This is a genomic window from Marinobacter aromaticivorans (assembly GCF_002806975.1).
In the GTDB taxonomy this organism is placed as follows: Bacteria; Pseudomonadota; Gammaproteobacteria; order Pseudomonadales; family Oleiphilaceae; genus Marinobacter; species Marinobacter aromaticivorans.
In genome coordinates this window covers 61,090-84,022 of the sequence record NZ_NIHD01000005.1, presented here as the reverse complement: position 1 = coordinate 84,022, position 22,933 = coordinate 61,090, and the positions used below count along the sequence as shown (strand labels likewise).

Below are 22,933 nucleotides of genomic sequence, written 5' to 3'. Positions count from 1 at the left end.
AGGCAATACTTCATCTTTGGCAGAAACGCCCGGTTTTCAACAAACTAACGGTAAATCTGCAAATCACCTGCCGAGGTGGTGAAATTGGTAGACACGCTAGCTTCAGGTGCTAGTGGGGGCAACCCCGTGGAGGTTCAAGTCCTCTCCTCGGCACCATTCTTTCTGAATGGCCTTCCTGATCGAACAGTTACCATGTGAACAGTCACTGTTCTCCTCCGCTGGTACACAGGTTACAGTCAGGCCCTCCTCATTGCGCCAACAACCTTGCCCGGAATGAACTTTGCCGCCAGAGCAGCGCGACCCAGAGTGCGTGCAGGTTCAAGAGTAGTGCCAACACCCATTCAAACGCATTATCTATCTGACTGTACAGGTCAGGCACTGCGGCCGTGAGAATGACGGACAAAATCCCCACCGCCAGCGTCACTTCACTCAGCCACAGCAGGCGTTTTCCGCTTTGGTGCCACCGCGGGTGATTTTTCAGGGCCGAGCTGATCAGTAGCTGCGCAATATAAGTAAGCGAGAAATACAGCACAACGCCGATGCGGCGAACCAGGTTAAAGCCCTCACCTTCGTGACCAAGCGCCAATGTGTAGGCAGCCAGGGCAGTGCAGGCTACCAGTCCAAGCCAGGGTATCCAGCGCTGACCACGACCAGGCGCGCCCAGTTGCAGTAACCAGTGGCTATTGAGCCACCAGAACAGAATACCAAGCAGGGCGGCGGGTAGCATGGCACCTTTGAATACAAAATAGGCAGTGCCGTGGCGTCCTGTCCGACTGATGCTGGTGCAGTTGTCCCAGTAGGGTATGCACCAGGAGATGTAGCCTTCGAGGACTGCAATGGCAAAGGTAACGTGGATGCTCAACAGCGGGATGAGTGCGGCCACAAATGCCAGCCACCACAGGGGGATGGAGCTGTTCCGGATTGTCGTATTCATCCCGTCTCCCGATAGAGCAGATCATTCCAGGAACCCGACAAGGTATTCCGACAGGTTCTGGTACAGATAATCTACCCTTGCGTAAACTCCTGACGGCTCATCCTCAAACTTGCGACCGCAGGCACGCTTGCCCGCATAGCTTTTTAGATACGCCTTCTGAATGAGGTTTGCGGTACCGTCGGAATGAGTCTCGCTGGTTCCGGGCGGGTAGTAAAGCACCCACTCGAAACCATTCCCGGCATCGACGTGATCCAGCCCGGACATCTCCGGTGCCAGGAATCCGTAACGCAGTGGCCGATCAAGTTCGCCCCGGGTATCAAATTCCATAGCAAGCTCGGTGAACCCTGCGGGCTGAGGCTCATGCCCTGAAAAGGTATAACTGTAGAACCCTGAAACTGCCTGAGCTGCGTCTATAGCGTCTTCTTCAACGGTGCAGCTTTGAAATCCGCTGCTGTAGATCAGGGATTCCCGCTCGGCGCCATCGTCCTTCAGCTCGTACCCGGGAATACCTGCAGGCGCATTGGAACGCCTGGGCACCAGCGTGCGGGTGAGCGTGTTATTCCCCTGCCGAATCTCGGCAACCAACTCCGCCAGCTTTCCATCGCTGAAGCTCCAGCTGTAACTTACCTCGGGACTTCCGCCCAGCTCCGTCGAGCCCGCCTCTATACCTTCAAGCAGGTGGCAGGTAGTGCTGGTTTCAAACGTAGCTGTGCGCGCATCCCAATCGAACACCAGGCGCTCGTCAACCCCCGGATTGCCGTACGCAATACTGCTCTGGTTTGACAACGACACCGAAGGTAACCAATGCGTACTGAGATCAGCCATTTTCCCACCGACACTCACCAATCTCGCGATTTCCTGCATCGAGGGTGCAAGGCAGCCATCGGCACTGATGGATTGCAGGCGTCCGTCAGCGCTGTAATCAAACGCCAGTTCGGCGGACACCAGCAAATCCGAGCGATTGGCCGGCAGTGTATCTGTCCGTTCAGACTGGGCATAAATTCGTTGCCGGGTGAGCAGGACCGGGTCGCTTAATTCCAGTGGCACCTGTGGCAACTCAACCTGATCGATGTCCACGTTCGCGTAGCTGCCCTGAACCGCTGAATCAACCGCCGCAACCACATCTCCGGCGTTCTGCACCAGAGAGATACCCAGCAGATATGCGGCTTCACGGCTAAGATAATACTCGGTGCCATCGCTACCGGGTTTGCCCAGCAAATCATCATAAGCCGCTGGAAACTGGCTGGCCATAAAGCGTGCCATGGCTCGCGCATAGGCATGGGCACGATCATCTTCGGCAAGCACGTAATCTCTCAGCAGGTTGATGCCGGCCAAACCGGATAGCGCTGTATTACCAGACCCGGGGAAGGGCCCAAGTGCGGCTAAGCGATAACGAGCCAGTGTGGTCAGAGGGGTGATGTTACGTACCCCCGGCGCCGCAGAGAGCATAAAAGCGCGGGGAACCGGCACATCTCCACTGCGTGTTTGCTCCAGGGTTTTCCCGGGCAGGGCCAGCGCATACAAAGGGAACTTGCGGGGGTCAATATCAGCGCCGACTTGAGGGTCCAGCACCAGTTCCGAGATATCCAGCGAGAACCGGCCGCCTTCACCACTCATGGTGGTAGGCTCTCCGGAAGGCAGGGTAACCTTGCGACCGGATGCAAGCTCATAATCCATTGGCCCCGGCGTGTACTGGCTGTCACCGTCCATATCCAGCCATACCCGGGCGTTTTTCAGGTAGCCGTCTATCACCCTTCCTGTGTAGGGTGCGGGATCACTGTATTGCACACCATCAAAATCGCGCCCATCCACAGGCAGTTCGTCAGACTCCTTGCCGCAACCGGCAATGGCGAGAATAATTACGGAAACAGGCAGGAATATCAGGGATTTCATCACGGCAACCGTTTATCCTTGTTAGAGGTTGTGCCGTTACTTTAGGGGATGTGGTAACCGGAGACCTTGATAGGTTTGGCAATCTGTAAAGTTTGGTAACAGGGAACATGCAAACCCCGGGAACTGGCCCCGGGGTTTTTGCTGAACGCGGCTTAAAACGCCCGCGCAACAATCTCTTTCATGATTTCGTTCGTGCCGCCGTAAATGCGCTGAACCCGCGAATCGGCCCACGCGCGGGCGATCGGGTACTCCCACATGTAGCCATAACCGCCGTGTAACTGAACGCATTCATCCATAACCCGGCATTGCAAATCCGTTGTGTACTGCTTTAGCATGGCTGCCGTGGGGATATCGAGTTTTTTCTCCAGATGGAGCTCCAGGCAACGATCGGTGAACACCCGGGCGGCGGTGATTTCTGCCTTCATCTCAGCCATTTTAAAGCGGGTATTCTGGAACTTGATCACCGGTTTGCCGAACGCTTTACGCTCTTTCACGTAATCAAGAGTCCACTGCCAGGCGGCTTCTGCAGCGGCAATAGCGGTCAGGCCAATCTGCAGGCGCTCTGAGGGCAGTTCCTGCATCAGTTGGAAGAAGCCCTGCCCTTCCATGGAACCCAGCAGGTGAGTAACCGGGACTTTTACATCCTGGAAAAACAGCTCGGACGTGTCCTGGGCCTTCATCCCCACTTTGTTCAGGTTCTGGCCTTTTTCAAAACCCTCCCAGGCGGTTTCAACCAGCAGCAGACTGATGCCTTTTGCGCCTTCTTTCGGATCTGTTTTGGCTACAACGATCACCAGGTCCGCCAACTGGCCATTTGTAATAAAGGTTTTCGAGCCATTCAGAATGTAGTTGTCACCGTCCTTCAGGGCTGTGGTTTTCACGCCCTGCAGGTCGGAACCGGCACCCGGCTCACTCATGGCAATGGCGGTGATTATTTCTCCAGAGGCCATTTTCGGCAGATAGTGTTTTTTCTGCTCCTCCGAGCCGTAGTTCAGTATGTAGGGGGCAACAATATCCGAATGCAGCGTCCAGCCGATTCCGGAAAGCCCCGCCCTTGAAACCTCTTCCATCACCACGGCGCTGTACCGGAAGTCTGCACCAACACCGCCGTATTCCTCAGGCATGGTGGGGCACAGAAAACCCAGTTGGCCGGCTTTCTGCCACAACTCGCGGCTCACCTGGCCATCTTTCTCCCACTGTTCATGGTATGGCACAGCTTCCTGTTCAAGAAATTTCCGGACAGAGTCCCGAAAGCCGTCAAGGTCAGCATCGAAGAGCGTACGTGGAATCATGGTGAACCTCAGTCTGTGAACAATGTTGTCGTTAGCGTTCACCAAGTCTCTGCCGACAGGCAGGTTTGCTCAATGGTGAAAACCATCAATCCTGCTGGCCAAAACCATCGTTGCGATCCCGTTTCGCGTTAATCCGGGCCTCGCCCCAACGGGGCATCAGATCCTGGGGCAGGTCCAGATGGTCGAGAATGCGGGCCACAATGAAGTCCACTAGATCGTCTACCGAATGCGGCCGATGATAGAACCCGGGGCTCGCCGGCATAATGACAGCGCCCATGCGGGTGAGTTTCAGCATGTTTTCCAGGTGCACTTCCGAGTAAGGAGCTTCACGGGGCACCAGTATCAGCTGGCGCCGTTCTTTGAGCGCCACATCGCCGGCGCGCTCGATCAGGTTGTTGCTGGCCCCGGTCGCCAGTGCAGACAAGGTGCCGGTACTGCAGGGGCACACTACCAGAGGCGCTTTTTCACCCGACCCGGAAGCGGGAGGGGAAAACCAGTCTTCGCGGCCAAACACCAATACCTGGCCGGGTTCGGCGGAGGCGAACTCCGCCAGTGTTTTCTGCATGGCCGGCGGAGCTCCCGACAGTTTCAGGTCGGTTTCTGTCGCAATGACAATTTGCGCGGCCTTGCTGATCATCACATGCACCCGGCAGCCGGCGGCAACCAGGCACTGCAGCAGGCGCAGACCATACTGGGCACCGGAGGCACCGGTAAATGCCAGGTTAATAGTTCGGGCTGTGGCCATCTTGTCAGTCATCTGTTCCGTCGTCCTCAGGGTTATACAGGGGCGCCAGTTCAGCCATGAACACGCTCAAGTTCGGCAATAAGCCTGCCGTGAATACCACCAAAGCCACCATTGCTCATGATGACAATCTGGCAGGGCCCGGTATGGTTGCTCACCACACGCTCAATCAACGCCTCCACAGTGGATTCGACACTGTGCTGGCAGGATTCAGGATTCTCCGACTGCCAGCTTGCCACCAGTTCCGGCAACCACTCCATATTATTCAGGTTGGCCCAATAGACCCTGTCGGCAAGGGCAGCGCTTGGCAACAGGCTATGCTGGTGGACGCCCTGCTGCATGGTATTGGAACGGGGCTCTATCAGGGCAATGATCGGCTCTTCCCCCACCTGGTTGCGCAAGCCTTCCAGCGTAGTCGCTATCGCGGTCGGGTGGTGAGCAAAGTCATCGTAAACTCTCACGCCATTAATATCCGCCAGCAATTCCATACGGCGCTTTACGCCGGAGAATCTGCACAATGCGGCGACCGCGTGATCCGGTGTCACACCCACATGCTTTGCCGCTGAAATGGCCGCCAGGGCATTACGAACGTTATGCAAACCGGTCTGGCTCCACTTCACCACAGCAACGGGTTGCTCATGGTGGATAACCATAAACCGGCTGCCATCCCCGGTTAACAATTCGGCACGCCAATCCACTGAGGCCGCCACTTCACTGCCAATCGCCGTAGCCTGAACCGGGCTCCAGCACCCCATGGCCAGCGCCTTGTCCAGATGGGCATCCAGGCTCGGTCGGATAATTAATCCCTGGGACGGAACCGTGCGAACCAGATGATGGAACTGACGCTCAATCGCTTCGACGTTTTCAAAGATGTCTGCGTGATCAAACTCAAGATTGTTCAGTATGAGGGTATGGGGGCGGTAATGAACGAACTTCGAGCGTTTGTCGAAAAAGGCGCTGTCGTACTCGTCGGCCTCAATCACAAAAAAATCGCTGTTCCCAAGGCTGGCTGAAACCGGGAAATCCCTGGGCACACCGCCAACCAGGTAACCGGGCGCCAGCCCGGCCTGCTCAAGAATCCACAGCAGCATGGCGGTGGTGGTGGTTTTACCGTGAGTGCCGGCAACCGCCAACACCCAACGATGCCGCAGCACTTCGCGGGCCAGCCACTCCGGGCCGGACATGTAATCAATGTTGCGATTGAGTACCGCTTCTACCTCGGGGTTACCCCGGGACATGGCGTTACCAATCAGCACCAGATCAGGCTTCGGCTCAAGGTGCTCCGGGCTGTAACCTTCCAGAAGGCTGATGCCCTGTGCCTCCAACTGGGTGCTCATGGGTGGATAAACACCCTGATCGGAACCGGTCACTGTGTGGCCGAGCGCTCTTGCAAGAACCGCCAGGCTGCCCATGAATGTGCCACAGATTCCCAGTATATGAATGTGCATTCGCCGTGTGCCCTCTTGGTTGAAACCCGACAAGCCTCCCGTATCCGCCCCACTCCGTCAAGACATCCGGACCCGGAACGACCGTATTTCCGTCCATGAAACTTGAGCGCGTTTGGCGTATCATCTGGCCCATTGTCAAACCAGCAGGAGCCTCATCCCGACATGGCTATCAAAAACGCTTTCTACGCTCAGTCTGGCGGTGTTACCGCCGTTATCAACGCCAGCGCCTGTGGAGTCATCCAGACCGCCCGCAAGCATCCGGACAAAATCGGCAAGGTGTTTGCCGGGCGAAACGGAATTCTGGGCGCTCTTTACGAAGAACTGATTGATACCAGCCTTGAAAGTGATGAGGCCATTCAGGAACTCATTCACACCCCGGGCGGCGCTTTCGGGTCCTGCCGCCACAAACTGAAAAACATCTCTGAAAACCGCCGTGAATATGAACGCCTGATTGAAGTGTTCCGCGCCCACGATATCGGTTATTTCTTTTACAACGGTGGCGGCGATTCCCAGGATACTGCCTACAAGGTTTCGCAGATCAGCGAGAAAATGGGCTACCCCATCACCTGCATCGGCATTCCAAAAACCGTGGATAACGATTTGCCGTTTACCGACTGCTGCCCGGGTTTTGGCTCTGTTGCCAAGTACATTGCCACCTCCACTCTGGAAGCCAGCCTGGATATCAAATCCATGTGCGAGACTTCCACCAAGGTGTTTATCCTGGAAGTGATGGGCCGTCACGCCGGCTGGATTGCAGCATCCGGTGGCCTGGCTGGCCAGGGCGAAGGCGAACCACCCCACATTATTCTGTTCCCGGAAATTCCGTTTAACCGCGAAGCCTTCCTGGAGCGGGTGGATTTCTGCGTGAAGGAATACGGCTACTGCGTGGTTGTGGCCTCCGAGGGTGCTCAGTACGAAGACGGTCGCTTTCTGGCAGATGCCGGAGCCAAAGACGCTTTCGGTCATACCCAGCTCGGCGGCGTAGCGCCAGCCCTGGCGAACATGGTCAGGCAGGCACTCGGGCACAAATATCACTGGGCAGTAGCGGATTATCTGCAGCGCAGCGCACGGCATATTGCGTCTGCCACAGACGTGGAGCAGGCGTACGCCGTTGGAAAAGCCGCTGTAGAAATGGCATTGGCTGGCAAACAGGCAGTTATGCCGACCATTGTTCGAGAGAAAACAAAACCTTACGTCTGGTCGATTGGCGAGGCCCCGCTAAGCGAAGTGGCTAACCAGGAAAAAAAGATGCCAATCCACTACATCACAGATGATGGTTTTGGCATTACCCAGGACTGCCGTGACTATCTGGAGCCACTGATCGCCGGCGAGAGCTTCCCACCGTTCGATAACGGCCTGCCCAGGGTTGCGAAGCTGAAAAATACTCTGGCTGAGAAAAAGCTGAAAAGCGACTTTCAGATCTGACAGACGAAACGGGCGCCCGGAACCAGTTGCGGGCGCCCTCCAGGCCTTTCCAGGCCCCGGAAAAGAGCCCTGCAATAACCTGCGGGGCTCTTTTTACATGCGCAAGACGCGAATCAGTGAACCTTGCCTGCCTCCTGTTCACGCACCCAGGCCGCAAACTGGTCGTAGCCACCAATGTACCTGTCGCCGACAAGAATCTGGGGGACCGTGTGCACGGGGCGGCCAATTTTATCGGCTATATCGGCCTTGGTCATATTGTGTTCAATCATGTCAACCCAGGTATACGGCAAGTTACGGGATTCACACAGGCTTATTGCCCGGACACAGAAACCGCAACTGGAACGACCGTAAATTGTCACCTGATCCATAAAAAATCTCCGCAATAGTGTGCCCGGAACCGCTCCGGGGCAGTGCAAAAAGTATGACTAATGATGACACGACTGTCGTGAATTAAAAATTGACACTTTGCATGGCGGCTATAGTACCGGATGATACGTAGGTCGTTTTTCTCATCCGAAGGGGCTCTATGCCCATCATCACAAGGAAAATTCCGTGGTTTACCTGACACTGTTCCTGACCTCTTTCGCTGCGGCCACTCTGTTACCGGCCTATTCGGAAATACTGGCAGGAACGCTGGTGATTCAGGGCTACCCGGTGTGGTGGCTGTGGTTCTGGGCCACACTGGGCAATACACTGGGGTCTGTTGTGAACGGCGTGATCGGCAGGCAGGTGGACCGATTCAAGCACAAACGCTGGTTCCCGATCAGTGAGATGCAGTTGCACAAGGCCCGCAACAGCTTTAACCGTTACGGTCAGTGGTCTCTGCTTCTGGGCTGGCTGCCCCTGGGCGGCGATGCATTGACGCTGGTGGGCGGTATCATGCGAGTCCCCTGGGTAAACTTTATTGTGCTCGTAGGTATTGGCAAAGGCCTGCGTTATGCATTTGTGATCTGGGTAGTCGCCGAGGCGTCCGGTGTGTCATCACCGTCACCGTAAAGGTACTGCCGGAGCAACACCTCACCATTGAATTCCGAGTGCAGCACGGCAATGAAAGTATACACACCGATCAGCTTGCGATTCAGAAACACGAACTCTTTGGGCGGCACTCGGAAATAGCGGCTTATGGCCGATCGGGCTGCCTGACGTGCCACCCGGGATGGCAGGTCGCTTTGCTTCCAGCGGTACTGGCCCTTGCTGTTCACTGCATAGTCTGGCCAGGCTTCACGATTGCCCGACAAGGGCTCAAGCACAGACATACAAACCTGCCCGAACTTCTCCAGCACCTCCTTTGGCCAGTCCCTGCTCATAAAGCGCAGCTTTACGCCCCCGTCGATGACGGCATCGAGATCGTTTTCGTAGGAAGCCCGTATCATCTGGATAACCGGGTCCAGAAACTCCGGCGAGTAGGACTGTACCGCGCCAAAATCCAGCAGCACGATGCGATCGTAATCCACGCCTTTGCCATCCTCGCCGGCAATGCGAATCCGGTAATTTCCAAAGTTGGGGTCGGTCTGGATTTCGCCCCAGACAAACAACTCCCGGAAAAACAGCTCAAGTGCGGCTTCTCCCAACGCGCTGCGACGCTCGAGCGACAATTCCCTGACCACACTGGAACCGACGGAGTGACCGTGCTCATAGGTTGACGCGATAACCTGTGCACTGGAGTATTCCGGCAGCACCCGCGGGACCACAAACCGGGGGTCGTCCGCAAGCATAAGGCGGAACTTTTCGGTAGTACGTGCTTCCAGGCGGTAGTCTACTTCCCGGTGCATCATTTGCCGGACTTCTTCCAGCCAGTCATCAAATTCGGGCCCGAAACTCACCAGCCGAGCCATCCGGAGTAACTGAGCCACGGCGTTCAGATCGCTGTCCACCGCATCGGCAACCCCCGGATACTGAACCTTGAGCACCAGTTCCAGACCATCGCTGCGCCGTAACGCGCGGTGTACCTGGCCCAGGGACGCAGCGCCAATGGGTTCCGGGTCCACATCCAGTTCTGCAAGCCGCTCGCTGCCCAGTTCGGATATCAGAACCCGCTCAATGGCTGGCCACTCCAGCGAGGTTGTCTGGTCTTCGAGTGTGTGCAGGGCTTCAGTTACCTCCTCCGGCAGGAAGTGTTCGCCATAAAGCGCCATGACCTGGCCGATTTTTACCACACTGCCTTTGAGTTTCCCCAGTTCGTCCACAAGAAAGCGCGCTTGTTTGGACAGCATGGCGCGGTGACGCTTGTCCCGTTTTTCCTTGCTGCTGAACCAGTTGGTAGCCATGTGTGAGGCTACACGGGTTCCGGCATAGAGCCCGGCGCGGGTAAGGCTCAGCCGGCGTTCGAAGCTGCCTGTCTTGATGCGGGAGACTGAATTACCTGTGCGTCTGGATGACATGTATAACCTGTCCGAGCCGGAGAATTTAACGAGCCTGAACCAATCCCTGATGTAGTTTCTTAACCTAACAAAAACCTGGGCGCAACCGGGTCTGCCTGCATCAGGATGGCATACCGGCCTGACTTTCCCAGCCCCGGCCGTAACTCACCACTGTCTCGCCCAGGCCAGAAACCAGGTGGGCAACCAGCCGCTTTTCAATATCATCCATGGACGCAGTGGCCACAAAATCGCTGACCTGGCACATGGCCAGTCCGGCGTAACCACAGGGATTGATTCTGCGAAAAGGCTCCATGTCCATATCAATGTTCAGCGCCAGCCCATGGAACGAGCAACCACGACGAACCCGCAATCCGAGAGAGGCAATTTTGGCGTCGCCAACGTACACACCCGGCGCATCCGGTCGCGGCTGTGCCGTGATACCCAACTCGGCAAGAGTGCCCACAATGCCCTGTTCAATAATGTCTACCAGCGCCCTTACCCCTATCTTGCGACGGGTCAGACCGAGCATCAGGTAAACCACGAGCTGGCCCGGGCCGTGATAGGTCACCTGCCCGCCGCGGTCTACCGGTATTACCGGGATATCGCCCGGGGCCAGAATGTGTTCGGGCTTGCCCGCCTGACCCTGGGTATAGACCCGGGGGTGTTCAAGACACCAGAGCTCGTCTGCGGTGTGGTCGCCCCTGAGTGCTGTGAAGCTTTTCATGGCCTCCCAGGTTTCCAGATAGGGCTGCCGCCCCAGTGACCTGACAATCAGCTCAGGCATCGCTTTTACAACACCATGTGCACACGGCCACTGGCCTTGAGGTCTTCAAACAGGGCTTTTAACTGGGGCTCGCCGGTCGCAAGAATGTTCAAGCGAACTGAGCAGAAACGGCCCTCCCTGCTGTCTTTGATGGATACATCTTCTTCCCTGATTCCCGGAGCGTGCTGCTCAGCAACCGCAACCACAAACTCTTTGAAATCCGGCGCAGCATCACCAATTACTTTGATGCCGTATTTACAGGGAAACTCGATTTTCGGTGCTTTCGGCTCACTCATGCCGTTTTACTCCCGGGCTCAACTCGCCCTCACTGGAACAACTGGACAAAAAACAGCTTGATGGCATCCCAGATGCGCTTGAAAAAACCACCCTCGGGGACTTCCGTCAGTGCGAGTACTGGCTGGTCGACCAGCACCTCGCCCTCGTAGGATACCTTGACCCGGCCGAGTTCATCGCCGGCGCGAACCGGTGCCTTGATAACGGAATCAAGTTCCACGCTGGATTCGAGGCTGTCGCGGGACCCCCGGGGAATGGTCACATAAACGTCTTCAAGCATTCCCACAGAAAGCCTGTCAGACTGACCACCCCATACCCTGGCTTCAATCAGCTCCTGGCCGGCGCGGAACAAACGCTCGCTCTCATAATAGCGAAAACCATAGTTCAGCATTTTCTGGATTTCCTGGGAGCGCGCCTGAGGGCTGCTGGTGCCCATAACAGTGGCAATAAAACGGGTGTCGTTGCGTTTCGCTGACGCAACCAGGCAGTAGCCTGCCTCTTCGGTATGACCGGTTTTCAACCCGTCAACACTGTCGTCACGCCATAACAGACTGTTGCGGTTCGGCTGGCGTATGTTGTTGTAAGTAAAGTGCTTCTGCGCGTACAGCGGATAGTTCTCCGGGTAATCGTTGATAATTGCACGGGCCAGAATGGCTAAATCGTACGCAGTAGAGAAGTGATCAGGCGAAGGGAGGCCTGTCGCATTCTCGAAATTGGTATCCTTCATGCCCAACAGCTTGGCCTGCTGGTTCATGATATCCACAAAAGCTCCTTCACTGCCGGCAACGAACTCGGCCAGCGCGACCGAGGCATCGTTACCCGACTGGATGATAACGCCCTTGAGGAGATCCTCCACGGATACACTGGTACCTTCTTTGACAAACGTGCGGGACCCCTCTGTCTTCCAGGCTTTGACACTGATGGGCACCATATCGGACATGCTGATGCGGCCCTCGTCCAGTTCACGCTCAACGATGTACGCCGTCATCATCTTGGTCAGGCTGGCCGGCGGCAGTCGCTCGTTGCTGTTTTCCTCCATGATAATACGGCCACTTTTCGGATCCATAAGCACGTAGGAGGTGCCGGCGATCTGCGGCGGCGACGGAATCAGGACTGTCTGGGACACAGCCTTGCCTGACACTGAAAGCATCAGCGCAAAAACAAGAGAGGCTGAAACAAAGGAAAGCGAGCGGAAAACTGATTTTAGTGCCATGGGTCCATTCATTCGTTGTCAAGTGTGTTTTTTGTGTGTGGCCTGAAGCCTAGTCGGAATCGGTCAGCACAATGGATTGCGCAAACCCCCTTGCCTCGAGCAGGTCCTGCGTCTTTCGTGCACTGCCCTCGTCCTGGAAAGGGCCCACCTGTACCCGGTGGAAGCGTCCCGAAGCTGTATCCACTGCGCGTACCCGCACGGGATTGCTGAGTACACTCCTGGCACGATCCTGTAGTTTCTCCGCGGGGTCACGACTGCCGAACGAGCCGAGCTGAACAAACAACCCGCCGGCCTGGCCGTCGTTTGCAGCGACAGCACGTGGTTCTGAAGGCGCTGATTGCGCCGGCCGCGTCTTTGCAGGCTGCCCGTTGAGATTAAATGGCTGGCCGGCCAGGAACATACTGCCATCCGGCTTGACCGTAATTGCGGCTACCTCTACCCGGGCTGTTCCACGGGACTGGTAGCCCAGTTTTTTGGCAGCCGCATAGGACAGGTCAATCAGGCGGTCTCCGTGAAACGGACCCCGATCGTTCACCCGCACAATCACCGAGCGTCCGTTCTCCAGATTGGTCACCCTGGCGAAGCCCGGGATCCTCAGGGATTTGTGGGCTGCCGACATCTGATACATATCAAAGGTTTCACCGTTGGATGTCTTGTGGCCGTGAAACTTTTCGCCATACCAGCTTGCGGTGCCCCGGGCCACATATCCGTCGTTGCTGTCCAGCACGGTGTAGCGTTTGCCCCACACCGTGTAGGGCGATTTGTTTCCCGCCCTGACCGGCGCCTGGTACACGGGCACTGCGTCTGACAGCCCGGAAACATCAAAGTTTCCCTCAGGTGCCCTGTCCTGGGAAATCGTATAGCGTGCTGAATGGTCGGTGCCGCTGGAAGTCGGTGCCGAAGTACAGCCCACCAGCACCTGCGCCGCCAACACAATCAGCCATAAACCTGAGCGATTCGATATCACTGTCCGGATGTCCTCTGGGATAGGTGCTGCAAAAATAAACGGACGAGCAGCTGTCAGCATCATTGTAACGGGTTCCCTGTATCGATCACCATTACCGGCCTGACATCACGCCGTGATCATCCTGCGATGGGTATGTATAGACATCAGAATGCCGAATGCCGCCATCAGGGTTACGGTAGATGTGCCGCCGTAGGAAATCAGTGGCAAGGGTACCCCGACCACCGGCAACAGGCCACTCACCATGCCGACATTTACAAACACATAGATAAAGAAGGTCATGGTAAGAGCACCCGCCAACAGCCGGCTGAATGAGTCCTGTGCGGTAACGGCAATGTAGAGACAACGCAGGATAATCAGAAAATAAACGCTGAGCAGCACAAGAATTCCGATAAAACCGAACTCTTCTGCCAGTACCGCTACGATAAAATCCGTATGGCTTTCCGGGAGAAATTCCAGGTGCGACTGGGTACCCTGAAGCCAGCCTTTGCCATCAAACCCACCGGAGCCAATGGCGGTTTTGGACTGGATAATATTCCAGCCCGCGCCCAGCGGGTCACTCTGGGGGTCCAGCAGGGTCAACACCCGCTGTTTCTGATATTCACGCATTCCGAAAAACCACATCACCGGCGCCGCCACGGAAACCATCGCCACAAATGCGCCAATGAGCTTCCAGCTCATACCCGCGAAAAACACCACAAACAGGCCAGCCATGCCCACCAGAAGCGATGTACCCAGGTCCGGCTGCTGCACAATAAGCACCATGGGGAGCAGTACAATTGCCAGACCTGTTCCCACACCAGACAACCTGGGCGGCAGGTAATGCCGGGACAGGTACCAGGCAGCCATCATGGGTACTACAAGCTTCATCAGCTCCGATGGCTGAAACCGGGGCAGCCCCGGCAACGCCAGCCAGCGCTGTGCACCTTTGGCACCAACACCTGCAAATAACACGGCAAACAGGCCGGCCAGACCAAGAACATACAGCCAGGGTGCCCAACGCCGGAATACCGATGGATCAAGCTGGGCAAAAACCAGCATCACAATAAAGGCGATACCGAAACGCACGCCCTGAGCTTTTACAACATCAAGATTCCGGTCAGCGCCGCTGTAAAGTACGAACAGGCCACCGGATACCAATCCGACAAGCAGTACAAGCAGAACAGGATCCAGATGCAGAGCTGACCAGAAGCCCCTGGGCCGACCGAGCGGATTACTGGCCGTTGAGCTGAACACTTCCCGGGTAGCCATCAGGGCACCTCCCCTTGCGATCCGGCCTTGCTGATCAAGGCATCGTCGGTGGCAGAAAACTCCAGCAGCCATGCATCAAACAGCTCCCGGGCTACCGGGGCAGCCGTACTGCTGCCTCCGCCGCCGTTTTCCACGATCACCGCAACCGCAATCTTCGGGTTGTCGACAGGCGCAAAACCCACGAACAGTGCATGGTCGCGCAGCCGCTCCTGGATTTCCTCGGCATCGTACTCTTCGTCTTCTGCAAGGCTGAACACCTGGGCCGTCCCGGTTTTCCCTGCCATGCGATAAGACGCTCCCTTTGCGGCCGCGCGCGCAGTGCCTTTGGTACCATGCATGACTTCTGCCATGGAATCTGCAATGAACTCCCAGTCGCTCGGGTCTTTAAGCTTCAACGGCTCATGGGTTTCACTCGGCAAGAATTCGTCTGCTGAACGGTCTCCCTCAATGTCTTTCAGCAGGCGCGGCTCCACCCACTCGCCACGGTTGGCGATCAGTGCTGTCGCAGTAGCAAGCTGCAAGGGCGTGGAGAGCATGAACCCCTGACCGATACCCAGATTGACCGTATCGCCCGGATACCAGGGTTCGTTGCGGGTCGCCCGCTTCCAGTCCGGGGACGGCAGAATACCGCTCAGGGCTCCGGACACGTCCAGAGTTGCATCTTCACCAAAACCGAAGCGGGACAGGTAGCTGACCATGGTATCCACCCCCATTTCCACAGCGGCCTCATAGAAATAAACGTCGCAGGACTGTGCCATGGCATAGGTAAGATCAACCCAGCCATGCCCGCCACGCTTCCAGTCTCTCCAACGACGGCCTGCCGAGTTGATCTGAAAGTAACCCGGATCCCAGATCGTGTGGTCTCTGGTTACGGCGCCACTGTCGAGCGCCGCAATAGCCAGCATCGGCTTGAGGGTGGAACCCGGAGGGTACTGACCGCGCAGGGCCCGGTTGAACAAGGGTTTGTCTTTGCTCGCACTCAGTTCGTGATAATCTGCCACGCTGATGCCGGTCACAAACTTGTTGGCGTCAAAACCCGGCACGCTGGCCAGGGCCAGGAGCCCGCCCGTTGCAGGCTCGATGGCAACGATCGCGCCGCGGCGACCGTCCAGCAATTCGTGCGCCCGCTGCTGCAGGCGCAAATCCAGATGCAGCTGCAGATCCTCCCCGGGCACCGGGTTTTCCCGCTCCAGTACTCTCAGGGTGCGGCCACGCGCGTTGGTTTCCACATGCTGGTAGCCAACTTTCCCATGCAGCAGCTCTTCATAGAATCGTTCAACACCGGATTTTCCGATGTAGTTGGTGCCTGCATAGTTAACCGGATCTATGCGCTGCAGCTCCTCGCGGTTAATGCGGCCCACAAAGCCCAGCGCATGAGCCGTCAGCTCGCTGTGGGGGTAGTACCGAACCAGTTCCGCCTCCACTTCTACTCCTGGCAGTTCGTGCCGATGCACGGCCAGGCGGGCTATTTCATCCTCGGTCAGGTCGTAGCGCAGCGGAATTTCCTGGAATGGACGGCGGGGCTCCCGCAGGCGGCGCTGGAACCGCTCCATATCATCTTCGGAAACGTCCAGAATTGTAACAAGCTGCTCAAGCGTGGCTTCCATGGACCCGACCCGCTCCGGAACCAGCGTCACACTGAACACCGGGCGGTTTTCCGCCAGCAGGACATGGTTGCGGTCGTAGACCAGCCCCCGTGGCGGCGGCACAGACTGGACCTGCACCCGGTTTTTGTCCGAGAGAGTGGTGTAGATCTCATGCTCAACGATCTGCAGCTGGTACATCCGGGCGATAAGCCCCACCATCAGCAGAAAAACAAACACCAGCATAACCGTGGCACGGCGCTGGAACAGCCTGCGTTCGGCAGCAGTGTCCTTGAATTCACCCCACGGCATGAATGCTTCCTAAGCCCGATGATACGGGTGGTTACGGGTGATCGACCAGGCCCTGTACAACTGCTCTGCCAGCAGAATGCGAACCAGAGGATGAGGCAGAGTAAGAGGAGAAAGTGACCATTGCTGGTCTGCACGCTGGCGGCAGGGCTCGGCCAATCCGTCCGGACCACCTACCAGAAAACTTACGTCGCACCCGTCCTGCTGCCAGTTTTCCAGCTGACCGGCCAGTTTTTCGGTAGACCAGGGCCGGCCTGTCACTTCCAGTGCCACAACCCTGTCCCGGGGACCGGTTGCCGCCAGGATGGCTTCGCTCTCGCGCTGCATCAGCCTGGGAATATCGGGATTTTTGCCACGATGGGGCATGGCAATCTCTACCAGCTCAAGAGGCATTTCCGGAGGCATGCGTCGGGCGTAGTCATCGTACCCCTTACTGACCCAGTCGGGCATTTTCTGCCCTACACAGATCAGGCGCAACCGCATGATTACTCGCTGCCCGCAGCACCGAGATCCGGTGCATCACGCCAGAAACGTTCCAGATCGTAAAACTCGCGGGTTGCGGGCATCATTACGTGAACAACCACATCTCCCATATCCACCAGGATCCAGTCGCTGCCGCCACCGCCCTCCACACTGCTGATACGGACGCCTTTTTCCTTGGCATCAAGTACAACGGAATCCGCAAGGGATTTAACGTGACGGTTGGATGTTCCGGATGCCAGAACCATGAAATCGGTAACGCTGGTGCGATCCCGTACATCAATAACACTGATGTCCTGCGCTTTCACATCTTCAAGTGAGTTCACTATCAGATCTTTGAGTTGCTCTGCCTGCATAATCACCCTGTTGTCCGGGTGCCGGCCGGAATGGCCACCCGAAAAGTCATATTCAGTTGCAATTGTACCACTAAAAGTTCTCCCCGGGGCATGCTCCGTATAGCCCCATGCGCTGAATCTCTGTCAATACCACATCGGGCATCAGGTAACGGGCTGACCGGCCACTGGCAAGGCGCTCCCTGATACCGGTTGCAGAAATATCCAGCAAGGGTGGATCCAGCTCCAGGATATGCCCCGAAGGGTCTGCGTGAAGAGCTTGCGCATTGCCAACACGACGCGTTTCCAGCAGCCTGGCAGGCTCGGTTTCAGGCGCCAGCGTGGAGCCCGGGCGACGCACCACCACAATGTGCGCAAGGCCCGGAATCTGCTGCCATTCCCTCCAGCGATCAAAACCTGCAAACGCATCCGTGCCCACCACCATCACCAGCGGCACCTCATCACCCAGCTCGCTGCGCAGCTGGCGCAAGGTGTCAGCGGTATAGGAGGCACCGGCCCTGCGCAGTTCGCGATCATCAATACGAAGCCGGAGTTCGCCCTCTATGGCAAGCGCCAGCATGCGCTGCCGTTGCCCGGCAGTTGCACGGGTTGCGCCGCGATGGGGCGGTATATGGCAGGGCACAAGATCGACAGGAACATCACCGAGCCGCTCGCTGATTTCCAGTGCCAGGCGCAGGTGGCCGTGATGAACCGGGTCGAAAGTCCCGCCATAAATTACGTGCATTGGCATCAGGCCCGGATATGTCCGTCGCCAAATACCACGTACTTCTGGGAGGTCAGCCCCTCAAGCCCCACTGGCCCGCGAGCATGAAGCTTGTCAGTGGAGATACCAATCTCGGCGCCGAGACCATACTCGAAGCCATCCGCAAAGCGGGTGGATGCATTAACCATAACGGAACTGGAGTCAACCTCGGTAATAAAACGCCGGGCGCGGGTATAGTTCTCGGTAATAATACTGTCGGTATGCCGGGAGCTGTAACGATTGATGTGCGCGATGGCACCATCCAGCCCATCCACCACTCGAATAGCAAGTACAGGGGCCAGATACTCTTCTTCCCAGTCTGCATCCGTCGCAGTTTTTATGTCTGTGAGAATTTCCCTGGTGTGTTCGCAACCCCGAAGCTCGACACCCTTGTCAGTAAAAGCCTGGCCAAGCAGGGGCAGCATGTCCGCAGCGACCTCTTTGTCCACCAGCAGGGTTTCCATGGTATTGCAGGTACCATAGCGGTGGGTTTTGGCATTAATGGCAACGTCCAATGCCTTTTGCGGGTCGGCATGGCTGTCGATGTACACATGGCAGACACCATCGAGGTGCTTGATAACCGGCACACGGGCATCCCGGCTGATTCGTTCAATCAGTCCCTTACCACCCCTGGGCACAATCACATCCACGTAATCCGGCATGGTGATCAGCTCGCCGACTGCGGCCCGGTCGGTGGTTTTGACAACCTGTACCGAAGCCTCCGGCAAACCCGCCTCTGCAAGCCCCCTCGCCAGACACAGGGCAATGGCCTGATTGGAGTGGATGGACTCTGAACCGCCGCGCAGAATGGTTGCATTTCCCGACTTCAGACAGAGACTTGCCGCCTCAACCGTCACATTGGGGCGGGATTCGTAAATAATGCCGATTACACCCAGGGGTACGCGCATTTTGCCCACCTGAATGCCTGACGGGCGGTAAGTCATATCGGTAATGGCGCCAATGGGATCAGGCAAAGAGGCAACCTGGCGCAGCCCCTCAATCATGGCATCAATACGGGCGGGGGTGAGTTCCAGCCGGTCCAGCATGGCGGCATCCAGGCCGTTTTCCCGACCGCCCGCAAGATCGCGGGCGTTTGCTTCCGCCAACTCACCGCGGGCCCCATCCAGCGCCTCGGCGGTAGCCATTAGCGCATGGTTCCGGACACCGGTGGTCGAGCGCGCAATAAGTGTTGCCGCCGCCCGGGCCTGCTGCCCGACGTCACGCATATAAACTGCAATATCCATCCCGTTACCTTATATGTTGTCTGCCAGAATTCAGGAATAACACCCTAACTTTACCTTTCCCGTTTCAAGTACGCACCCCAAACAGATATTATACCTCTGCCAAACCACAGGCATTCCGGAAAAGGACGAACACCATGGCCCAGACGGCTGACAAGTTTTTGCTGAACCGGCTATCACGCGCCAGTCTCGCTGGTTTCGTGCTGGTTGCAGCTGTGTGTGCCGCACTTGGCGAGCCGCTGACCGCGGCGACGGCTGCAGCCGCGGCTGGCGTGATTATGAGCGGGCGCAGTTTCCATCCGGGGCGCAGATTGAGCCCCTGGCCAAGGGTTCAGAAGCTGTTTTTTGCAGCACTTGTTCTGCTGCTGATGACCAGTTTCTGGACCGGGCCTTGGGCACTCAGCCACTGGTTCTACGGCCTTGCTCTGGTTGCCTTTGCGCTGGTACCACGGGCAATCGCAATCGCTGTTACTGTTGTCATTGTTGCTCTGGCCATGGCCGCCGCACACTGGGCCGAGGGCATTGCAGACCGCCACCAGATGATCAGTGCGCTTTTACTGACCGTTCTTCTTTCTGCGGTGCTCATATTCCTTCGCGACTACAAAACCCGCCAGCTCGCCCCCCTGCGGCGCACAGACGAGCTCACCCAGGCCGCCAGCCGCGAGTATCTTACAGCCGACCTGCACAAGGAAATCCAGCGCAGTGAGCGTGAAGGAACCGACATGTCCATCATCATGATCGGCCTTGATGCTCACGCCAGTGACAATGATCCGGACGAAGATATCCGCTCGATTCTTCCGCGTATTGGCCGCTTTCTGCACTCCCAGTTGCGGGACTTCGACACCTACTACCGCGCAGCAGACCTGCAGTTTCTTGTGATACTGCCTGGCATAGCCACCAATGAGGCCATCAAACGTGCTGAAACCATCCGTAAGGGCCTTGGCACACTGCTGGAAGCCCATGGCATGAACCTGACCGTGAGTACCGGTATCGCCGGGCTGAACATAGGCGATGATGCCGACAGCCTGCAGCAAAGTGCCGCCAATGCATTACGCCGTGCACAACAGCAAGGCGGCAACCGCACCCAGGCCTACAGCACCCGGGCGCCGGCCAGCGTTCCGGCCCAACCACGTGTGGAAGGATCTGCGCCATGACTGAAACCCGGCTGAGAACCTGGACCCACGGCGTTGGCTACGGGCTTGCCACCCTGTTTATTTTCACTCTGGCCCTGCAGAACCTGCGCTATGGTTTTTACGAACTCTTTTACCTTGCTGCCGGCATGGCCACCCTGACTCTGGCAGGCATTGCCTACACCATCCTGAGCCGCCGGCACCAGCTCTCCGCCCCTGGCCATCTGGTTATTCTTTCCGGCCTGAACAGCGGCCTCCTGGCGGCGATGCTGACAATGTCCAGCACAGGCATTACCCACTGGGCCATGCCGCTGCTGATACTTAACCTGCTGATTCTGCCCCTTCGCCAGGCGCTGGCGCTGTCACTGCTGCTGATCACGCCTATGGCCGTTCTGCTGTTCGTGAAGCAGCCACCGGCGGATGCCCTCACAGCGATCAGCGGCCTGCTCATCGTGCTGACGGTCGCGGCGCTTTATATATGGCAGTACGATCACATGGCACAGTCTGCCGAAGACCTTGCCATTACTGACCCGGTTACGGGCGCCCACAACGCCCGCTTTCTTGACGAAACCCTGCAGAAGGAAATCAGCCGGGCCATTGCTACCGGCCACAGTCTCTCGGTCATCAACCTGGCCATAGATTACGCCGACGAAGCGGAAGATCTCCATGGCAAAGAGAACATGCAGGCGTTGTTCTATAACATGACCCAGCATCTGTTTGGTGTCATCCGGGCCGGCGATACACTGTACACACTGAATGACTCGGAGTTCTTTCTTATTCTGCCATTCACACCCGAAGAAGGCGTGCGTGTGATTGCAGAGCGTATACGCCGCACCATTGCCGAGCAGCATTGGCCGGTGATTGGCAAAGCGACGGTAAGCCTTGGCTGCACAACCCGGGGCCACAGCGACACCCGCACCGATACCCTGCGCAAACGTGCGCATCAGGCCATGCTGGAAGCACGCAAACGCGGCGCTGATTCGGCCTGGTTCAGCCCGGGAGAAATGCTCAGGACATGAGCGCTGCGTGGCTTTCGGATCTGACTGCGTGGCTCAGTGCCAACCCTGGCTGGCTGTCGTTTGCACTGTTCGGCACAGCATTTATCGAGTCTCTGGCCCTTGCCGGCATTGTTGTGCCAGGCGTTGCCTTTTTGTTCACCATTGCTGCAATGGCTGCGCAAATTGGCATGCCCCTGATGGCGGCACTGCTATGGGCCGGGCTCGGCGCCGTCGCGGGAGATACCGCAAGCTTTGCAATCGGGAGACTGTTCCAGGGGCGGCTGGACAGCGTCTGGCCCCTGAGCAGATATCCCGGGCTGATCGCCAAAGGCGAGCGTTTTTTCAACAGACACGGCGGCAAAAGTGTGATTATCGGGCGCTTTGTGGGGCCTGTGCGGCCCGTAATCCCCCTGATTGCCGGCGCCCTCATGATGCCCTGGCGCCGCTTTCTGGCCTTCAACATCGGTTCAGCCATTGGCTGGGCCCCGGTTTACATTTTGCCGGGCTTTCTGGTGGGCAGTGCTCTGGCAAGCAAAGTGCAGCTTCCGGCACACGCTTACATGGTCACCGGCATCAGCCTCGCCATACTGGCCCTGATCTACCTCGTTATATTCCGGTTCCAGCTTGGCCTTGGCGAAGACAGCCGCCCCTATCTCTGGCTTCAGCGCCAGATGGCACAGTATGAAACCACCCATCACTTCTGGCGCCTCTACACCAATGAACGGCCGGCCCGGGAAGGTGAGTTCCCGCTGCCGTCGCTGATGCTTGCCCTGGGCACACTCGCCCTGTTTATCCTCTGGGGCCAACTGGCAACCATGACAGACCTGATTGCGCCCTTCGATCAGTTGGCGATGCAGTGGTTCGCGGAACTTCGCCAGCCTCTGCTCGATACACCTGCCATCATCGCAACGCTTCTTGGCGACCCGCCGGTGCTCATGGCGGCAGCAGTACTGGCATGCCTGACACTGGCGTTTCGCGGGCACTATGCAGCGGCAGCCCATATTTTGTTTGCCGCACTCATGACTGTTGTGCTGGTCTGGGGATTAAAGGCAGCTTTCGGCATAGACCGCCCGGACCGTGTTGTAAACCCGCCTTCGTCCGGTTCTTTTCCCAGTGGTCACACCGCGGGCATCACCGTATTTGTTACCTTGCTGGCAAGCTTCGTGGCAGCGGAAACCCGTAACCGCAAACGCTGGCAGGCCTATGTCTTACTCTCATTACCGCTGATTCCAGTGGCGTTGAGCCGGCTTTATCTGGGCGTTCACTGGTTCAGCGATATCTTGGGCGGGTTGTTACTGGGGCTGGCAATTACCGGCGCCACCAGGGCCAGTTTCAGCCGGTTCGACCGGGTTCCTATTGCTCCGGATTCAGTGACGGTTTCTGCGGTACTGGCCTGGCTGGTTTTCTGTATTGGCTATCTGTGGTCCAGATGGCCAGATGCCGTGCAATATTACGCACCGGTTTCGTAACGCCATCTGGTTGCTTCGGGGGCTTCAAGTAACGCCTGCAGACGGCGGC

22 protein-coding genes and 1 tRNA gene are annotated in these 22,933 nt (G+C 57.3%); 6 read left to right on the top strand and 17 right to left on the bottom strand.

Annotated features, from left to right (window positions below; all coding sequences use genetic code 11):
• The first annotated feature begins 69 nt into the window (after nt 1–69).
• Nucleotides 70–156: transfer RNA gene (locus CDH48_RS09110), tRNA-Leu, on the top strand.
• 91 nt (nt 157–247) lie between these two features.
• On the opposite strand, the gene CDH48_RS09105 is transcribed toward CDH48_RS09110, so the two are convergent.
• From CDH48_RS09105 to mpl, 5 genes are all read right to left on the bottom strand, one after another.
• The gene (locus tag CDH48_RS09105; protein WP_100688424.1) at nt 248–934 is read right to left on the bottom strand and encodes a hypothetical protein; all 687 of its coding nucleotides are present in this window, start codon (nt 932–934) and stop codon (nt 248–250) included.
• Between the two features lie 21 nt (nt 935–955).
• Nucleotides 956–2,827: a hypothetical protein gene (locus CDH48_RS09100; protein ID WP_100688423.1), complete on the bottom strand. Its 1,872-nt coding sequence runs from the start codon at nt 2,825–2,827 to the stop codon at nt 956–958.
• A 152-nt stretch (nt 2,828–2,979) separates the two neighbouring features.
• The gene (locus tag CDH48_RS09095; RefSeq protein WP_100688422.1) at nt 2,980–4,119 is read right to left on the bottom strand and encodes an acyl-CoA dehydrogenase family protein; all 1,140 of its coding nucleotides are present in this window, start codon (nt 4,117–4,119) and stop codon (nt 2,980–2,982) included.
• An 85-nt stretch (nt 4,120–4,204) separates the two neighbouring features.
• A complete protein-coding gene (locus CDH48_RS09090; RefSeq protein ID WP_100688592.1) occupies nt 4,205–4,864 on the bottom strand; it encodes a flavin prenyltransferase UbiX in 660 nt (219 codons plus the stop codon).
• Between the two features lie 50 nt (nt 4,865–4,914).
• Nucleotides 4,915–6,309, bottom strand: a complete 1,395-nt coding sequence (gene mpl / locus CDH48_RS09085) for a UDP-N-acetylmuramate:L-alanyl-gamma-D-glutamyl-meso-diaminopimelate ligase (RefSeq protein WP_100688421.1) — start codon at nt 6,307–6,309, stop codon at nt 4,915–4,917.
• A gap of 162 nt (nt 6,310–6,471) precedes the next feature.
• Here mpl and CDH48_RS09080 point away from each other — a divergent pair, with 162 nt between their 5' ends.
• Entirely contained in the window at nt 6,472–7,734 is a 1,263-nt protein-coding gene (locus CDH48_RS09080) for a 6-phosphofructokinase (RefSeq protein WP_100688420.1), read from the top strand.
• 113 nt (nt 7,735–7,847) lie between these two features.
• Here the strand turns inward: CDH48_RS09080 and CDH48_RS09075 are convergent, their stop codons facing one another.
• Complete coding sequence (locus CDH48_RS09075; RefSeq protein ID WP_100688419.1) at nt 7,848–8,102, bottom strand: GrxA family glutaredoxin; 255 nt, start codon at nt 8,100–8,102, stop codon at nt 7,848–7,850.
• 184 nt (nt 8,103–8,286) lie between these two features.
• Here CDH48_RS09075 and CDH48_RS09070 point away from each other — a divergent pair, with 184 nt between their 5' ends.
• Nucleotides 8,287–8,730, top strand: coding sequence for a YqaA family protein (locus CDH48_RS09070; protein WP_100688418.1), 444 nt, complete (start codon nt 8,287–8,289; stop codon nt 8,728–8,730).
• Here the strand turns inward: CDH48_RS09070 and CDH48_RS09065 are convergent.
• From CDH48_RS09065 to CDH48_RS09015, 11 genes are all read right to left on the bottom strand, one after another.
• Nucleotides 8,670–10,115: an ABC1 kinase family protein gene (locus CDH48_RS09065; RefSeq protein ID WP_100688417.1), complete on the bottom strand. Its 1,446-nt coding sequence runs from the start codon at nt 10,113–10,115 to the stop codon at nt 8,670–8,672. The two genes, CDH48_RS09070 and CDH48_RS09065, sit on opposite strands and share 61 nt — an antisense overlap.
• 100 nt (nt 10,116–10,215) lie before the next feature.
• Nucleotides 10,216–10,878: a lipoyl(octanoyl) transferase LipB gene (gene lipB / locus CDH48_RS09060; protein WP_100688416.1), complete on the bottom strand. Its 663-nt coding sequence runs from the start codon at nt 10,876–10,878 to the stop codon at nt 10,216–10,218.
• Nucleotides 10,879–10,883: 5 nt separating this feature from the next.
• Entirely contained in the window at nt 10,884–11,153 is a 270-nt protein-coding gene (locus CDH48_RS09055; RefSeq protein ID WP_100688415.1) for an HP0495 family protein, read from the bottom strand.
• A gap of 29 nt (nt 11,154–11,182) precedes the next feature.
• Nucleotides 11,183–12,364, bottom strand: a complete 1,182-nt coding sequence (locus tag CDH48_RS09050; RefSeq protein WP_100688414.1) for a D-alanyl-D-alanine carboxypeptidase family protein — start codon at nt 12,362–12,364, stop codon at nt 11,183–11,185.
• Nucleotides 12,365–12,413: 49 nt separating this feature from the next.
• Nucleotides 12,414–13,394, bottom strand: coding sequence for a septal ring lytic transglycosylase RlpA family protein (locus CDH48_RS09045; protein WP_227521024.1), 981 nt, complete (start codon nt 13,392–13,394; stop codon nt 12,414–12,416).
• A gap of 42 nt (nt 13,395–13,436) precedes the next feature.
• Nucleotides 13,437–14,579 (bottom strand): rod shape-determining protein RodA, encoded by a 1,143-nt coding sequence (rodA, locus tag CDH48_RS09040; protein WP_100688413.1) that lies wholly within the window; start codon nt 14,577–14,579, stop codon nt 13,437–13,439.
• Nucleotides 14,579–16,474, bottom strand: coding sequence for a penicillin-binding protein 2 (gene mrdA, locus CDH48_RS09035; protein ID WP_100688412.1), 1,896 nt, complete (start codon nt 16,472–16,474; stop codon nt 14,579–14,581). Before mrdA ends, rodA begins: the two co-directional genes overlap by 1 nt.
• A 9-nt stretch (nt 16,475–16,483) precedes the next feature.
• A complete protein-coding gene (rlmH, locus tag CDH48_RS09030; RefSeq protein ID WP_100688411.1) occupies nt 16,484–16,954 on the bottom strand; it encodes a 23S rRNA (pseudouridine(1915)-N(3))-methyltransferase RlmH in 471 nt (156 codons plus the stop codon).
• A 2-nt stretch (nt 16,955–16,956) separates the two neighbouring features.
• Nucleotides 16,957–17,307, bottom strand: coding sequence for a ribosome silencing factor (gene rsfS, locus CDH48_RS09025; protein ID WP_100688410.1), 351 nt, complete (start codon nt 17,305–17,307; stop codon nt 16,957–16,959).
• A gap of 70 nt (nt 17,308–17,377) precedes the next feature.
• Entirely contained in the window at nt 17,378–18,028 is a 651-nt protein-coding gene (gene nadD / locus CDH48_RS09020; protein WP_100688590.1) for a nicotinate-nucleotide adenylyltransferase, read from the bottom strand.
• A 5-nt stretch (nt 18,029–18,033) separates the two neighbouring features.
• Nucleotides 18,034–19,290: a glutamate-5-semialdehyde dehydrogenase gene (locus CDH48_RS09015; protein WP_100688409.1), complete on the bottom strand. Its 1,257-nt coding sequence runs from the start codon at nt 19,288–19,290 to the stop codon at nt 18,034–18,036.
• A gap of 134 nt (nt 19,291–19,424) precedes the next feature.
• Here CDH48_RS09015 and CDH48_RS09010 point away from each other — a divergent pair, with 134 nt between their 5' ends.
• From CDH48_RS09010 to CDH48_RS09000, 3 genes are read left to right on the top strand one after another with little or no spacing between them, the layout of a single operon-like run.
• Nucleotides 19,425–20,441, top strand: a complete 1,017-nt coding sequence (locus CDH48_RS09010) for a GGDEF domain-containing protein (protein ID WP_100688408.1) — start codon at nt 19,425–19,427, stop codon at nt 20,439–20,441.
• Nucleotides 20,438–21,436: a GGDEF domain-containing protein gene (locus CDH48_RS09005; RefSeq protein ID WP_100688407.1), complete on the top strand. Its 999-nt coding sequence runs from the start codon at nt 20,438–20,440 to the stop codon at nt 21,434–21,436. The genes CDH48_RS09010 and CDH48_RS09005 overlap by 4 nt, the downstream gene beginning before the upstream one ends.
• Nucleotides 21,433–22,884, top strand: a complete 1,452-nt coding sequence (locus tag CDH48_RS09000; RefSeq protein WP_100688406.1) for a bifunctional DedA family/phosphatase PAP2 family protein — start codon at nt 21,433–21,435, stop codon at nt 22,882–22,884. Before CDH48_RS09005 ends, CDH48_RS09000 begins: the two co-directional genes overlap by 4 nt.
• The last annotated feature ends 49 nt before the right edge of the window (nt 22,885–22,933 follow it).

Bases quoted from the DNA above. Each gene is read 5' to 3' on its own strand.
- CDH48_RS09105 (WP_100688424.1), bottom strand. From the start codon at position 934: ATGAATACGACAATCCGGAACAGCTCCATCCCCCTGTGGTGGCTGGCA.
- CDH48_RS09100 (WP_100688423.1), bottom strand. From the start codon at position 2,827: ATGAAATCCCTGATATTCCTGCCTGTTTCCGTAATTATTCTCGCCATT.
- CDH48_RS09095 (WP_100688422.1), bottom strand. From the start codon at position 4,119: ATGATTCCACGTACGCTCTTCGATGCTGACCTTGACGGCTTTCGGGAC.
- CDH48_RS09090 (WP_100688592.1), bottom strand. From the start codon at position 4,864: ATGGCCACAGCCCGAACTATTAACCTGGCATTTACCGGTGCCTCCGGT.
- mpl (WP_100688421.1), bottom strand. From the start codon at position 6,309: ATGCACATTCATATACTGGGAATCTGTGGCACATTCATGGGCAGCCTG.
- CDH48_RS09080 (WP_100688420.1), top strand. From the start codon at position 6,472: ATGGCTATCAAAAACGCTTTCTACGCTCAGTCTGGCGGTGTTACCGCC.
- CDH48_RS09075 (WP_100688419.1), bottom strand. From the start codon at position 8,102: ATGGATCAGGTGACAATTTACGGTCGTTCCAGTTGCGGTTTCTGTGTC.
- CDH48_RS09065 (WP_100688417.1), bottom strand. From the start codon at position 10,115: ATGTCATCCAGACGCACAGGTAATTCAGTCTCCCGCATCAAGACAGGC.
- lipB (WP_100688416.1), bottom strand. From the start codon at position 10,878: ATGCCTGAGCTGATTGTCAGGTCACTGGGGCGGCAGCCCTATCTGGAA.
- CDH48_RS09055 (WP_100688415.1), bottom strand. From the start codon at position 11,153: ATGAGTGAGCCGAAAGCACCGAAAATCGAGTTTCCCTGTAAATACGGC.
- CDH48_RS09050 (WP_100688414.1), bottom strand. From the start codon at position 12,364: ATGGCACTAAAATCAGTTTTCCGCTCGCTTTCCTTTGTTTCAGCCTCT.
- CDH48_RS09045 (WP_227521024.1), bottom strand. From the start codon at position 13,394: ATGATGCTGACAGCTGCTCGTCCGTTTATTTTTGCAGCACCTATCCCA.
- rodA (WP_100688413.1), bottom strand. From the start codon at position 14,579: ATGGCTACCCGGGAAGTGTTCAGCTCAACGGCCAGTAATCCGCTCGGT.
- mrdA (WP_100688412.1), bottom strand. From the start codon at position 16,474: ATGCCGTGGGGTGAATTCAAGGACACTGCTGCCGAACGCAGGCTGTTC.
- rlmH (WP_100688411.1), bottom strand. From the start codon at position 16,954: ATGCGGTTGCGCCTGATCTGTGTAGGGCAGAAAATGCCCGACTGGGTC.
- rsfS (WP_100688410.1), bottom strand. From the start codon at position 17,307: ATGCAGGCAGAGCAACTCAAAGATCTGATAGTGAACTCACTTGAAGAT.
- nadD (WP_100688590.1), bottom strand. From the start codon at position 18,028: ATGCACGTAATTTATGGCGGGACTTTCGACCCGGTTCATCACGGCCAC.
- CDH48_RS09015 (WP_100688409.1), bottom strand. From the start codon at position 19,290: ATGGATATTGCAGTTTATATGCGTGACGTCGGGCAGCAGGCCCGGGCG.
- CDH48_RS09010 (WP_100688408.1), top strand. From the start codon at position 19,425: ATGGCCCAGACGGCTGACAAGTTTTTGCTGAACCGGCTATCACGCGCC.
- CDH48_RS09005 (WP_100688407.1), top strand. From the start codon at position 20,438: ATGACTGAAACCCGGCTGAGAACCTGGACCCACGGCGTTGGCTACGGG.
- CDH48_RS09000 (WP_100688406.1), top strand. From the start codon at position 21,433: ATGAGCGCTGCGTGGCTTTCGGATCTGACTGCGTGGCTCAGTGCCAAC.